Origin of the sequence: Streptomyces griseoluteus, from assembly GCF_004784465.1 — a bacterium.
Classification (GTDB): Bacteria; Actinomycetota; Actinomycetes; order Streptomycetales; family Streptomycetaceae; genus Streptomyces; species Streptomyces griseoluteus.
Genome location: NZ_SRRU01000005.1, coordinates 157378 through 170243, shown reverse-complemented (window position 1 = coordinate 170243; position 12866 = coordinate 157378). Strand labels below are relative to the sequence as shown.

At 72.1% G+C, this 12866-nt stretch carries 11 protein-coding genes and 1 pseudogene; 7 read left to right on the top strand and 5 right to left on the bottom strand.

The window, feature by feature from the left end; genetic code table 11:
- The first annotated feature begins 163 nt into the window (after window positions 1–163).
- The 6 genes and pseudogenes from E5082_RS15435 (at window position 164) to E5082_RS15410 (ending at window position 6776) form a co-directional block, all read left to right on the top strand.
- Window positions 164–763: a TetR/AcrR family transcriptional regulator gene (locus E5082_RS15435; RefSeq protein WP_135791823.1), complete on the top strand. Its 600-nt coding sequence runs from the start codon at window positions 164–166 to the stop codon at window positions 761–763.
- A 106-nt stretch (window positions 764–869) separates the two neighbouring features.
- The gene (locus E5082_RS15430) at window positions 870–3074 is read left to right on the top strand and encodes an MMPL family transporter (RefSeq protein WP_135791822.1); all 2205 of its coding nucleotides are present in this window, start codon (window positions 870–872) and stop codon (window positions 3072–3074) included.
- Window positions 3075–3269: 195 nt separating this feature from the next.
- Window positions 3270–4115 (top strand): EamA family transporter, encoded by an 846-nt coding sequence (locus E5082_RS15425; protein ID WP_135791821.1) that lies wholly within the window; start codon window positions 3270–3272, stop codon window positions 4113–4115.
- A gap of 119 nt (window positions 4116–4234) precedes the next feature.
- Window positions 4235–5341, top strand: coding sequence for an FAD-dependent oxidoreductase (locus E5082_RS15420; protein WP_135791820.1), 1107 nt, complete (start codon window positions 4235–4237; stop codon window positions 5339–5341).
- 98 nt (window positions 5342–5439) lie between these two features.
- Window positions 5440–6354, top strand: a pseudogene (locus tag E5082_RS15415) (NAD(P)-dependent oxidoreductase); the annotation flags it as partial.
- Between the two features lie 146 nt (window positions 6355–6500).
- Complete coding sequence (locus tag E5082_RS15410) at window positions 6501–6776, top strand: DUF1876 domain-containing protein (protein WP_135791818.1); 276 nt, start codon at window positions 6501–6503, stop codon at window positions 6774–6776.
- A 6-nt stretch (window positions 6777–6782) separates the two neighbouring features.
- On the opposite strand, the gene E5082_RS15405 is transcribed toward E5082_RS15410, so the two are convergent.
- From E5082_RS15405 to E5082_RS15390, 4 genes are all read right to left on the bottom strand, one after another.
- Complete coding sequence (locus tag E5082_RS15405) at window positions 6783–7943, bottom strand: serine hydrolase domain-containing protein (RefSeq protein WP_135792118.1); 1161 nt, start codon at window positions 7941–7943, stop codon at window positions 6783–6785.
- Between the two features lie 118 nt (window positions 7944–8061).
- Window positions 8062–8826: an energy-coupling factor ABC transporter ATP-binding protein gene (locus E5082_RS15400; protein WP_135791817.1), complete on the bottom strand. Its 765-nt coding sequence runs from the start codon at window positions 8824–8826 to the stop codon at window positions 8062–8064.
- A complete protein-coding gene (gene cbiQ, locus E5082_RS15395) occupies window positions 8814–9575 on the bottom strand; it encodes a cobalt ECF transporter T component CbiQ (RefSeq protein ID WP_086695016.1) in 762 nt (253 codons plus the stop codon). The genes E5082_RS15400 and cbiQ overlap by 13 nt, the downstream gene beginning before the upstream one ends.
- A gap of 1 nt (window position 9576) precedes the next feature.
- Window positions 9577–10623 carry an energy-coupling factor ABC transporter permease gene (locus tag E5082_RS15390; protein ID WP_135791816.1) on the bottom strand — a complete coding sequence of 349 codons (1047 nt, stop codon included), beginning with the start codon at window positions 10621–10623 and terminating at the stop codon, window positions 9577–9579.
- A 158-nt stretch (window positions 10624–10781) separates the two neighbouring features.
- On the opposite strand from E5082_RS15390, the gene E5082_RS15385 reads away from it, so the two are divergent.
- A complete protein-coding gene (locus E5082_RS15385) occupies window positions 10782–11123 on the top strand; it encodes an SsgA family sporulation/cell division regulator (RefSeq protein WP_135791815.1) in 342 nt (113 codons plus the stop codon).
- Here the strand turns inward: E5082_RS15385 and E5082_RS15380 are convergent, their stop codons facing one another.
- Entirely contained in the window at window positions 11124–12788 is a 1665-nt protein-coding gene (locus E5082_RS15380; RefSeq protein ID WP_135791814.1) for a penicillin-binding transpeptidase domain-containing protein, read from the bottom strand. It abuts the gene before it with no gap.
- Between the last annotated feature and the right edge of the window lie 78 nt (window positions 12789–12866).

The following is a 12866-nucleotide window of genomic DNA, read 5'->3' as shown; positions in this document are numbered from 1 at the left end:
CGCGAGGCACAGCAACTCGTGCGGACCCGTGGCCCGTGACGCAGGCCACGCCCCGCACGCGTACGAAACGGTTTCGTTTCGTAGCTGGACGGGGTACCTTCATCCTGTACGGAGTCCCGTACGCGAGCCATGTCGTCCGGATGAGCGGGAGAGGGTGAGGCGGATGACCGACGCCGCCACCGCGCGTCGCAGCAGACTCACGCCCGAGCGGGCGGCCGAGCTGTACGAGGCGGTCCTCGACCTGCTCCGCGAGGTCGGCTACGACGCCCTCACCATGGACGCCGTCGCCGCCCGCACCCGCTCCAGCAAGGCCACGCTCTACCGCCAGTGGGGCGGCAAGGCCGAACTGGTCGCCCGCGCGATCCGGCACAGCAAGCCCGGCCGGATCTCCGACGTGGACACCGGCTCGCTGCGCGGGGACTTCCTGGCGCTCGTGCACCGCGAGGACGACTGCGCCATGGAGCAGAACACCGCCCTCATGCGGGGCCTGGCCATGGCCACGCACACCAACCCGGACCTGCTGCAGGCGTTCCGGGAGCAGGTCATCGAGCCCGAGATGACCGAGCTGCGCGGGATGCTCTCGCGTGCCGTGGACCGGGGCGAAGTGGCCCCGGACAACCCGGCACTGCCCTTCGTGGTGCACATGATGATCGGCGCGTTCGCCACCCGGGCGCTCATCGACGAGCAGCCTCCCACCCAGGACTTCCTCAGCTCCTACATCGACGCCGTGATCCTCCCCGCTCTCGGCGTCCCCACCACCTGACCGACCCCCTCCCCAGCAAGCCCACCTCCTGACGTCACCGCTCACGTCGCCGGGCTGACCTTTCCTGCCCAGATGCCTTTCACGACCTGACCGGGAGTACGCCCTCGTGGCCACGTACCTGTACAAACTCGGCCGATTCGCCTTCCGGCGACGGCACTTCGTCGCCCTGTTGTGGGTCGCGCTGCTCACCCTCGCCGGGGTGGGGGCCGCTTCCGCGCCGCCCGCCGGGAACTCGTCCTTCTCCATCCCGGGCACCGAGGCGCAGCGCGCCTTCGACCTGCTGGAGCAGCGCTTCCCCGGCATGAGCGCCGACGGCGCCACCGCCCGCGTGGTCTTCAAGGCGCCCGAGGGCCAGAAGATGACCGACGCCGGCAACAAGGCCGCGGTGGAGAAGACGGTCAAGGAGCTGGCCTCCGGCTCCGAGGTCGCCTCCGTCGCCGACCCCTACACCGGCAAGGCGGTCAGCCGGGACGGCACGATCGCCTACGCCTCGGTGAAGTACAAGGTCTCCGGGATGGAGCTGGAGGACTCCTCCCGTGACGCCCTCAAGGAGAGCGCCGGGCACGCGCGGGACGCCGGGCTGACCGTCGAGATCGGCGGCGACGCGCTCACCACCGCGCCGGAGACCGGGTCCAGCGAGGTCATCGGCATCGCCATCGCGGCCGTCGTCCTGGTCATCACCTTCGGCTCCCTCATCGCGGCCGGGCTGCCGCTGCTCACCGCGATCATCGGTGTGGGCATCGGCGTCTCCGCGATCACCGCGCTGGCCACCCCGCTCGACCTGGGCTCCACCACCTCCACCCTGGCCACGATGATCGGCCTCGCGGTCGGCATCGACTACGCCCTCTTCATCGTCTCCCGCTACCGCGCCGAACTGGCCGAGGGCCGCGACCGCGAGGAGGCCGCGGGCCGCGCCGTCGGTACGGCGGGCTCGGCGGTGGTCTTCGCGGGCCTCACCGTCGTCATCGCGCTGGTCGGGCTCTCCGTCGTCAACATCCCGATGCTGACCAAGATGGGCGTGGCCGCCGCGGGCACGGTCGCCATCGCGGTGCTGATCGCGCTCACCATGATCCCGGCGCTGCTCGGGTACGCGGGCCGTACGGTCAAGCCGGCCGGCGAGAAGAGCAAGCTGCTCGGCGGGGGACGCGCGGCCAAGAAGGCCGGCCGTCCCAACATGGGCACCCGGTGGGCGAGCTTCGTGGTCCGGCGCCCGGTCACCGTGCTGCTGCTCGGTGTGGTCGGCCTCGGCGCCGCCGCCGTCCCGGCCGCCTCGCTCGAACTGGGCCTCCCCGACGACGGCTCCCAGCCCGTCTCCACCACCCAGCGCCGCGCCTACGACCTGCTCTCCGACGGCTTCGGCCCCGGCTTCAACGGCCCGCTGATGGTTGTCGTCGACGCCAAGGGCAGCACCGACAAGAAGGCCGCGTTCGCCAAGGTCGGCGACGAGATCAAGGGCCTGAAGGACGTCGTCACGGTCACCCCGCCGGCGCCCAACAAGGCGGGCGACACCGCGATCATCACCGTCGTGCCGAAGTCCCAGCCGTCGTCGGCCACCACCGAGGACCTGGTGCACGCCATCCGGGGCAAGAGCGCGTCGATCGCCTCCGCGACGGACGCGAAGCTGCTGGTCACCGGCGCCACGGCGATGAACATCGACGTGTCGCAGAAGCTGAACGACGCGCTGCTGCCGTACCTCGCGCTGGTCGTCGGCCTCGCCTTCCTGCTGCTGATCGTGGTGTTCCGCTCGATCCTGGTCCCGCTGAAGGCGGCCCTCGGCTTCCTGCTCAGCGTGCTGGCCGCCCTCGGCGCGGTCGTCGCGGTCTTCCAGTGGGGCTGGCTGTCCGGCCTGATGAACGTCGAGCAGACCGGGCCGGTCATGTCGATGATGCCGATCTTCATGGTCGGCGTGGTCTTCGGACTCGCCATGGACTACGAGGTGTTCCTCGTGACCCGGATGCGTGAGGCGTACGTCCACGGGGAGAACCCGGGCCAGGCGGTCGTCACCGGCTTCCGCTACAGCGCCCGCGTCGTCACCGCGGCCGCCGTCATCATGATCGCCGTCTTCTCCGGCTTCATCGGCTCCAGCGAGGCGATGATCAAGATGATCGGCTTCGGCCTGGCCATCGCCGTCTTCTTCGACGCCTTCATCGTCCGCATGGCCGTCGTCCCGGCCGTCCTGGCCCTCCTCGGCCGCCGCGCCTGGTGGCTCCCGGCCTGGCTGGACCGCGCGCTGCCCAACGTGGACGTCGAGGGCGAAGGCCTTCGCACGGACTCCGACCCGGACGGGGACCGGGAACTGGTCAGCGCCTGACCGTGTTCGAAGACGGACGGCCGGTGGGGCACCCGCCCCACCGGCCGTCCGTCTTCACGCCGTGGGGCTCGCCGGGGAAGCGACGGCGGACCTTCGTGAGCCGGGCGTCAGGGCGGTCGCACCGGGCAAACCCCGTGTACAGGCCACTCAGTGATCGGTTAGCGTGCCGGGTATGACGACGACTGGTCCTGACCGGTGACGCCGCTCGTCACTGCCGCTGTCCTGCTGGCCGCGTTCACCCACGCCGGGTGGAACGCCATCGCCCACCGGATCAGCGACAAGCTGACCGGGTTCACGCTGATCGCCGGGGGCGGACTGGTCGTCGGACTGGTGATGGCGCTGTTCGCGCCCTGGCCGGCCGGGCCCGCGTGGCCGTATCTGCTCGTCTCCGCCGGAGTGCATGTCGCCTACTACGCCCTGCTCATGACCTCCTTCCGGCTCGGGGACTTCGGGCAGGCGTACCCGATCGCGCGCGGTACCGCGCCGCTGGTCGTGACCGTGCTGGCCGCCCTGTTCGCGCACGAGGTGCCCGGCGGATGGGCGGCGGCCGGGGTCGCGGTGTCCTGTGTCGGGCTGACCGGCGTGAGCCTGTGGGGGCTGCGGGGGCGGCGGCCGGACTGGAAGGCCATCGGCGCCGCCGTGGCCACCGGGCTCACCATCGCCGTGTACACCGTCCTCGACGGCATCGGCGTACGGCACGCGGAGACCCCCCTCGGCTACATCGCCTGGCTGATGGCCGCCCAGGGGATCTTCATCCCCGCGTACATGTACTACCGGGTCCGCGGTGACATGGTCCGCCAGCTCAAGCCGTACGCCACGCTCGGCCTCCTCGGCGCGGTCCTCTCCGTCGCCGCCTACGCCCTCGTCCTGTGGGCCCAGACCCGCGCCCCCCTCGCCCCCGTCGCCGCCCTCCGCGAATCCTCGATCATCGTCGGCGCGGCCATCGGCGCCCTCTTCTTCAAGGAACGCTTCGGCGCTCCGCGCATCGCGGCGGCGGGTCTGCTGGTGGTGGGGATCGGGCTGATGCTGCACGCCGGCTGAGTCTGTCGGTCCGCTGTCGGGGCTGTCGGACCGGTGTCGGCCGCGTGTCGGGGCGGGTCGGGAGGTTGGGGGTGCTCGTCGGGTGGCCGCCCGGCGCGGACCGTCAGCGAGGAGAAACCATGTCCACTCACGTCACGATCATCGGTGCGGGTCTCGGGGGGCTGACGCTGGCCCGGGTGCTGCATGTGCACGGGATGGCGTCCACGGTGTACGAGGCGGAGGCTTCGCCGGCCGCGCGTACCCAGGGCGGGATGCTCGACATCCATGACTACAACGGGCAGCTGGCCGTCAAGGCGGCCGACCTGACGGACGAGTTCCAGGGCATCGTGCTGGAGGGCCGGCAGGCGATGCGGTTCATCGACCGGGACGGCACCGTGCTGCTCGACAAGGCCGACGACGGCACCGGCGGGCGTCCCGAGGTGCAGCGCGGTGAGCTGCGGCGCATCCTGCTGGACGCGCTGCCCGAGGGCACCGTCCGCTGGGGACACAAGGTCAGCGGCACCCGGACCCTGGCCGACGGGCGCCACGAGGTGACCTTCGCCAACGGCACCTCCGTCACCGCCGACCTCCTCGTCGGCGCGGACGGCGCCTGGTCGCGGGTCCGGCCGCTGCTCTCCGACGCGGTGCCGGAGTACGCGGGGGAGGCGTTCGTCGAGACCTGCCTCTACGACGTGGAGACCCGGCATCCCGCCGTCGCCAGGATGGTCGGCGGCGGATCGTTCGCCGTGTTCGAGCGGGACTGGGAGGCCCAGTCGATCATCGCGCACCGGGAGAGCGGCGAGACCATCCACACCTACGCCGTGCTCACCCGCCCGCTGGAGTGGTTCGACGGCGTCGACTTCACCGACGCCGCCGCGGCCACCGCCCGGATCGCGGCGGAGTACGCGGGGTGGGCGCCGGAGTACACCGCGCTCCTCACCGACGCCGACACCCCGCCCGTCCTGCGCCCCCACTTCACGCTTCCCCCTGGCCACCGCTGGGAGCGCGTGCCCGGTGTCACCCTGGTCGGCGACGCCGCGCACCTCTCCGTCCCCAACGGCGAGGGCGCCAACCTCGCCATGCTGGACGGGGCCGAACTCGGTGAGGCGATCGCCGCGCACCCCGGCGACCCGGAAGCCGCGCTCGCCGCGCACGAGCGGGTGCTGTTCCCGCGCATCGTCGAGGAGTCCGCCGAAGCCGCCCGCAGGCCGACCGCCCGGGAAGTCGTCGAATTCTTCAACCGGTAGGAGCGGGACCGGCTGTGCCACGGTGGGCCGGGCCGGGTCTGCGGGCAGGATGGGGGCGAGGGGCATGATCGACAGCGCCTCGTGGGACCGCACCCCGTGAGAAGGAGAGCCACCGTATGACCGCCACCGACCGGCCGACCGTCGCCGTGCTGGGCACCGGCATCATGGGCGCCGCCATGGCCCGCAACCTCGCCGCCGCCGGGCTCCCCGTACGCGCCTGGAACCGCACCCGCGCCAAGGCCGAGCCGCTCGCGAAGGACGGCGTCCGCGTCACCGGCACGGCCGCCGAGGCGGTCGAGGGCGCGGACGTCGTGCTGACCATGCTGTACGACGGTGACACCGTGCTGGACGTGATGCGCGAGGCGGCGTCCGCGTTGCGCCCCGGCACCCTGTGGGTGCAGAGCACCACCGCCGGGACGGAACTCACCGGCCGCCTCGCCGCGTTCGCCCGCGAGCACGGGCTGGAGTTCTACGACGCGCCCGTGCTCGGCACCCGCAAGCCCGCCGAGGACGGTCAGCTCACCGTGCTGGCCGCCGGGCCCGAGGCGGGGCGGGCAGTCCTCGCGCCGGTCTTCGACGCGGTCGGTTCCCGTACGGTGTGGACGGGCGAGGACGGGGCGGAGGGCAGCGCGAGCAGGCTCAAGCTGGTCGCCAACAACTGGGTGCTCGCGGTCACCGCGGCCACGGGAGAGGTGCTGGCGCTCGCGCAGGCGCTCGGCGTCGACCCGCGCTCGTTCTTCGACCTCATCGAGGGCGGCCCGCTGGACATGGGCTACCTCCGTGCCAAGTCCGCCCTGATCCTGGACGGCAAGTTCACCCCGGCCTCCTTCGCCGTCACCACCGCCGAGAAGGACGCCCGCCTCATCACCTCCGCCGCCGACCGGGGCGGCGTCCGCCTCGACCTCGCCGAAGCCACCGCCAACCGCTTCGCCCGCGCGGCCGCCCAGGGCCACGGGGACGAGGACATGGCGGCGGCCTACTTCGCGAGCTTCGAGGAGAAGACCGCCGACTGAGCCTCCGGCGGCGGAGGTGATGCGGTACCGCCTCCGGTGACGCAATCCCCGGCCAGGCCCCCCGCGGGAACGCGCCGACGTGAACTTCGCCGGAGGCGGGCGCACCCTGGAAGCAGGGGGCACGGTGGTTTTCGGAGGTGGTTGGGATGACGCACAACGCCGTGGGTTGGCACATCGAGCTGGAGTTCGAGGAGGACGACCAGCACACGCGCGCGGTGGCGCTGGTACGGCTGGCGGACGGCAGTGAGGTCCGGGCGAACGGGCACGCCACCCGGCACCGGGTCGATTCCAACCAGCCGAGGGTCGGCGAGGAGATCGCCGGCGCCCGCGCCCTGAACGAACTGGCCATGAACCTGCTGACCAAGGCACACGAGGAGATCGACGCGGACTCCGGGCGCGTCTCGCACCCCATCCACGTCTGACCGGGCTCAGCCCAGCGAACTCCGCACCGCCCGCACCAGTGCCTGGGCCCTCGGGTCCGCCGTCACTCCGCCCTGGAAGCCATTGGTGACGTAGCCGAAGGAGACGCCGGAGGCGGGGTCGGCGAAGGCGAGGGCGCCCCCTCGGCCGGGGTGGCCGAAGGCGGTGGGGGACAGGAGGGGGGACGCTGGGCCGTGGAGCATGAAGCCGAGGCCGAACCGGGTGCCGACCACGAGCACCCGGTCCGGGCCCGCCGACGCCTCGGCGCGGGCCAGTTCCCCCGTCTCCGGGGTGAACAGCCGGGTACCGCCGTCCACTTCGCCGATGAGGGACGCGTACACGCGGGCCAGCCCGTCCGCCGTGGCGATCCCGTTGGAGGCGGGGCGGACGGCCGAGCGGTAGGCGGGCGCGTTCTCGTCCGGCAGCGGGGTGATCGCGGCGAAGGCGCGCCGGGTCAGGGAGGCGGGGTCGGCGTAGGCGTCGGCCACGGCCCGCTTGGGGCGCACCTTCAGCGCACCCGGCGTCTCGGGCGCGGAGACGGGCCCCACCCGTCCCACCCGCGCCTGCTCAGAGGCAGGCAGCCCCAGCCACACGTCCGCCCCGGCCGGCGCCGCGATCTCGGACGCGACGAAGTCGCCGACCGGACGCCCTGCGACCCGGCGTACCAGCTCACCGGTGAGCCAGCTGTACGTCTGCGCGTGGTACCCGTGGTCCGTGCCCGGCTCCCACACCGGCGCCTGCGCGGCGACGGCGGCGGCGCCGAGGTCGGGGTCGGCGGCCTCCGCGGGGGTCAGCGGCCGGTCCAGCACCGGCACGCCCGCCCGGTGGGCGAGCAGGTCGCGTACGAGGGTGCGCTCCTTGCCCGCCGCCTTGAACTCAGGCCAGTACGCGCCCACCGGGGCGTCCAGGTCCAGCAGACCCCGCTGGTGCAGCAGCAGGAGCGCGGCGGCGGCGACCCCCTTGGTCGCGGAGCGCACGATCTGCGCGGTGCCGCGCTCCCAGGGGGCGGAGCCGTCGACGTCACGGGAGCCGGCCCACAGGTCGACGACCCGGTGCCCGTCCCGGTACACGGCCACGGCCGCGCCCCGCTCGCCGAGCCGGGCGAAGTTCGCCGCGAACGCCTCCGCCACCGGCTCGAAGCCCTCGGCCACCGTGCCGTTCACACGCACATCCACGCCGTATCCCTTTCCTCGCCCGCACTCACGAGTGAAACACGGCCGTACGGCCTTGGATTCCTCGGCCCCGACGGGCCCGACAGGCCCCGACAGATCCCGACGCTCCGACGCCCTACGCGTCCGACGTCACCGTGCGCGGATCGAACCCGAACGGCAGCTCCAGCCGGTGCGCCCGCATCAGCGCGTCGTCGGAGAGCAGCTTGCCCGTGGGACCGTCGGCCGCGATCACCCCGTCACTGAGGATCAGCGCACGCGGGCACAGCTCCAGGGCGTAGGGCAGATCGTGCGTGACCATCAGCACCGTGACGTCCAACGCCCGCAGAATGTCCGCCAGTTCGCGCCGCGAGGCCGGGTCGAGGTTGGAGGACGGCTCGTCCAGGACGAGGATCTCCGGCCGCATCGCCAGCACCGTCGCCACCGCGACCCGGCGCCGCTGCCCGAAGGACAGATGGTGCGGGGGCCGGTCGGCGAACTCCGCCATCCCGACCTGCTCCAGCGCGGTTCGCACCCGCTCCTCCAGCGCGGCCCCCTTCAGCCCGGCCGCCGCAGGCCCGAACGCCACGTCCTCCCGCACGGTCGGCATGAAGAGCTGGTCGTCGGGGTCCTGGAAGACGATGCCGACCTTCTGCCGGATCTCGGCCATGTGCCGCTTGCCGACCGGGAGTCCGGCCACGGTGACCGTGCCGGTGCCGCCGGACAGGATGCCGTTCAGATGCAGCACGAGCGTGGTCTTGCCCGCGCCGTTCGGCCCGAGCAGCGCGACCCGTTCACCGCGCGGGACGGTGAAGTCGACGCCGAACAGGGCCTGGTGGCCGTCGGGGTAGGCGAAGGCGAGGCCGGAGACTTCCAGCGACAGTGCGGTACTCACAGGAACCATCCCAGCAGACAGACGACGAGGGCGGAGCAGGGCAGGGCCAGCGCGCGCAGCCACTGGTCACGGGTGGCGGTGACCTCGTCGATGACCGGCATCGACCCGGCGTAACCCCGGCTCACCATGGCCAGATGCACCCGCTCGCCACGCTCGTAGGAGCGGATGAACAGCGCGCCCGCCGACTTGGCGAGCACCCCCCAGTGCCGTACCCCCCGCGCCTCGAAGCCGCGGGACTCGCGGGCGATCCGCATCCGGCGCATCTCGTCGGTGATGACGTCGCCGTAGCGGATCATGAAGGAGGCGATCTGCACCAGCAGCGGCGGCAGCTTCAGCCGCTGGAGCCCGAGCAGCAGTTCGCGCAGGTCGGTGGTGGCGGCGAGCAGCACGGACGCGGCGACGCCCAGGGTGCCCTTGGCCAGCACGTTCCAGGCGCCCCACAGGCCGTTGACGCTCAGCGAGAGCCCGAGGACGTGCACCCGCTCGCCCTCCGCGACGAACGGCATGAGCACCGCGAACGCGACGAACGGCACCTCGATCAGCAGCCGCTTCAGCAGGAACCCGGCGGGCACCCGCGCCCGGTGGGCGACACAGGCCAGCAGCACCGCGTACACCCCGAACGCCCACATCGCCTCGCGCGGGGTGGAGACCACCACCACGACGAAGGCGAAGACGGCCGCCAGCTTGGTGTGCGGGGGCAGCCGGTGGACGGCGGAGTGTCCGTGCCGGTAGAGCTTGTGGGCGTGGCCGGCGCCCATCTCAGAAGCTCGTGTTCGCGGGAGAGGCGTCGTGGTCGCGGCGGCGGCGCACCGCCCAGAAGACCGCGCTGCCCGCGACGACGGTGACGCCGACGCCGATCACGCCCGCGAGACCCCCGGACAGCCGGGCGTTCGCCACGTCCTTGACGCCGTAGTCGGCCAGCGGGGAGTCCGAGGAGTGGTGCGGCTCGGTCTTCTTGTCGATGCCCTTGTCGTGGGCGACCTTCTCCAGGCCGTCCGGGTCGGCGGAGGCGTAGAAGCTGACGAACCCGGCGAGGACCAGCGAGGTCACCAGGCCGGTGATCCACACGGTGCGCCGGGAGGTGCGGGCGGCGGCCGGGACCGGGGCGGCGTCGGGGGCGTCGACCAGCTCGCCGTTCACCCGGAGCCGGAGCTTCTGCCGCAGTCCGCGCGCGCCGTACACGAGGTCGGGGCGGACCGCGACGACGGCGGCGACGGTGAGCGCGGTGATCACGGCCTCGCCGATGCCGATCAGCACATGGACGCCGATCATCGCGGTGGCCACCTTGACGATGGACACGTCGGTGGTGCCGCCGATCGCGTAGATCAGCGTGAAGACGACGGCCGCGGCGGGTACCGAGAGCAGGGCGGCGACGAAGGAGGCGGCGGTGATCGAGCGCCGGGAGCGTGGCAGCACCGCCAGCAGCGCCTTGAAGACGGCGTACGCGACCACGGTCGTGACGATGGCCATGTCCGTGATGTTCACGCCGAGCGCGGTCAGCCCGCCGTCCGCGAACAGCACGCCCTGCATGAGCAGCACGACCGACACGCAGAGCACGGCCGTATAGGGGCCGACGAGTATCGCGGCCAGCGCTCCGCCCAGCAGGTGGCCGCTTGTTCCGGCCGCCACGGGGAAGTTGAGCATCTGTACGGCGAAGATGAACGCGGCGACCAGGCCGGCCAGCGGCGCGGTGCGCTCGTCCAGTTCGCGGCGGGCGCCGCGCAGGCTCACCGCGAGGGCGCCTGCGGCGACCACCCCGGTGACAGCGGAGGTGGGGGCGTCGATGAATCCGTCAGGTACATGCACCGTTCAATTTTAAGCGCTTGTTGCGAATGCCTTGCAAGAGCGAGGTGGTCTCGCTTCCCGTCCGGCCTCCAGGGGCGGAAATCGGAAATTATGCGACATTAGAGACGAAGCGGCTGTGCGGCTTTTGTTGCGGTCACTGAACGTGAGAGGGCGACCCGATGTCCGTAGTCGAGCAGTACACACACGCCCACATCGTCACCGAAGCGGAGGACGACCCCGACGCGATACGCGTGGTGCTCCGCTACGACCCCGACGCCGACCCCCTCTCCGTCCAGGTCGGCCTGCCCGGCCCCACCGAGTGGACCTTCTCCCGGTCCCTGCTGGAGGACGGCCTGCGGACCCCCGTCGAGAGCGGGGACGTACGGGTCTGGCCGTGCGGGCGCGTGCAGGCGGTCCTGGAGTTCCACTCCCCGCAGGGCGTGGACGTGGTCCAGTTCGACGTGAAGTCGCTGACCCGGTTCCTGCTGCGCACCTACACGGCCGAGCCCGTACGGAACTGATCAGCCCCCGAGCTTGAGCAGAGTGGCGACGATCGGGCCGGCCGTGTCGCCGCCATGGCCGCCCGCCTGCACCACACCGGCCGAGGCGAGGTCGCCCCGGTAGGCGGTGAACCAGCCGTTGGGCTTCTTCTGGTTGTCGACCTCGGCCGAGCCGGTCTTGGCGCCGTAGTCCGGACCCAGCCCCGACATCGCCTCGGCCGCCGTGCCGTACGCGGCGGTGAAGTTCATCAGCTCGCGGAGCTGGCCCAGCGTCTTCGCCGACATCGTGCGGGACGCCGTCGCCAGCGTGCGGTGGTCCACCGACGGGGCGACCAGGTACGGCTGGTGGAAGGTGCCGGTCTTCACCGTCGCCGCCACCGAGGCCATGTTCAGCGGGTTCATCCGCACCCCGCCCTGCCCGATCAAGGAGGCCGCCATCTGCGCCGCCGACTGCACCGGCACCGAGCCGTCCAGCGTGGGCACGCCGACCGACCAGTTGTTCAGGGAGAGGCCGAAGACCTGCTGGGCCTGCTTGGTCAGGTCGTCGTTCTTCAGCTTCTTCGCCTGGCTGATGAAGGCGGTGTTGCAGGAGCGGGCGAAGCTCGCCTTGAAGGTGCCGTTCTTGATCTCGAAGTCGTCGTCGTTGTGGAACTTCCAGCCGCCGAAGGTGAAGGTCTTCGGGCAGGGGTGCTTCTTGTCCGCCTCCGCCAGGCCCTTCTCGATCAGCAGCGAGGAGGTGATCACCTTCATGGTGGAGCCGGGGGCGAGCGAGCCCTGGAAGCCGATGTTGAAGCCGTGGCCGCTGTTGGCGACCGCGAGGATCTCACCGGTCGACGCGCGCAGCGCCACCACCGACGCCTGCTCCCGCTTGGCCACCTGCTGCTCGGCCGCCGCCTGGAACCTGGGGTCCAGCGTGGTCTTCACCGTGCCCGGCGTGCCCTCGCTCAGCTCCACCAGCGTCTTGTCCGACAGTCCGGCCTTCTCCGACGCCTTGCCGCGCACCACGCGCAGCTCCACGCCCGCCTTGCCGCCGGCCGTCTTGCCGTACTTCTCCCGCAGTCCGTCCAGCACCGACCCCAGCGAGGGGTACGCGGTCACGGTCAGCTCGCCGCCGGTGCGGTCCAGCGCCTTGACCGGCGGGGTGCCGGACGCGCCGGTGACCAGGGTGTCGCCGTCCTTCAGCTCCGGGTGCACCACGGAGGGCTGCCAGCCGACTAGGGCCGCGCCGTCGCTCGCCCGCCGCACCACGGTCAGCGAACTCCGGTACGCCAGCGGCTTGCTGACGCCCTGGTAGGAGACGGTCGCCTTGACGGAGAAGGGCACCGTCGCGCCGGTCGCCCTGCCCGCGGTGAGGGTGACGTGCTGCAGGCGGGCGTCCTTGGTGTAGCCGGTGAGCAGCGCGGTGGCGGCCTTGGCGTCGTCGGTCGCGGCGGCCGCCTCGGCGACACGGCCCCGCTGCCAGGCCGTCAGGAAGCGGGAGGTGACCGTCTTGACCTCCACCGCGCTGGGCGGCCCGGTCTTCACGCTCTTGTGGTCGGACAGCGTGGACGCCTCCTCGGCGGACGCCCCGCCGCCGTACAGCGCGTAGAGGCCGAACCCGGCGCCGCCGACGACGAGGGCGATCATGCCGCCCAGTACGGCGGGTTTCCGCTTCGGCCGTTCGGCGGCACGCCTTCTCTTGCCCACAGTCCCAAGTCCTCCGCGCTCTCCCCGGGGTCCCCGCAGCCCTCACACGTCCCCAACGACCTCAACAGCCTAGAGTCC

What these genes read in the sequence shown, in the direction of transcription:
- E5082_RS15435 (WP_135791823.1), top strand. Translation starts at nt 164, where the DNA reads ATGACCGACGCCGCCACCGCGCGTCGCAGCAGACTCACGCCCGAGCGG.
- E5082_RS15410 (WP_135791818.1), top strand. Translation starts at nt 6,501, where the DNA reads ATGACGCACAACGCCGTGGGTTGGCACATCGAGCTGGAGTTCGAGGAG.
- E5082_RS15385 (WP_135791815.1), top strand. Translation starts at nt 10,782, where the DNA reads ATGTCCGTAGTCGAGCAGTACACACACGCCCACATCGTCACCGAAGCG.
- E5082_RS15400 (WP_135791817.1), bottom strand. Translation starts at nt 8,826, where the DNA reads ATGGTTCCTGTGAGTACCGCACTGTCGCTGGAAGTCTCCGGCCTCGCC.
- cbiQ (WP_086695016.1), bottom strand. Translation starts at nt 9,575, where the DNA reads ATGGGCGCCGGCCACGCCCACAAGCTCTACCGGCACGGACACTCCGCC.
- E5082_RS15420 (WP_135791820.1), top strand. Translation starts at nt 4,235, where the DNA reads ATGTCCACTCACGTCACGATCATCGGTGCGGGTCTCGGGGGGCTGACG.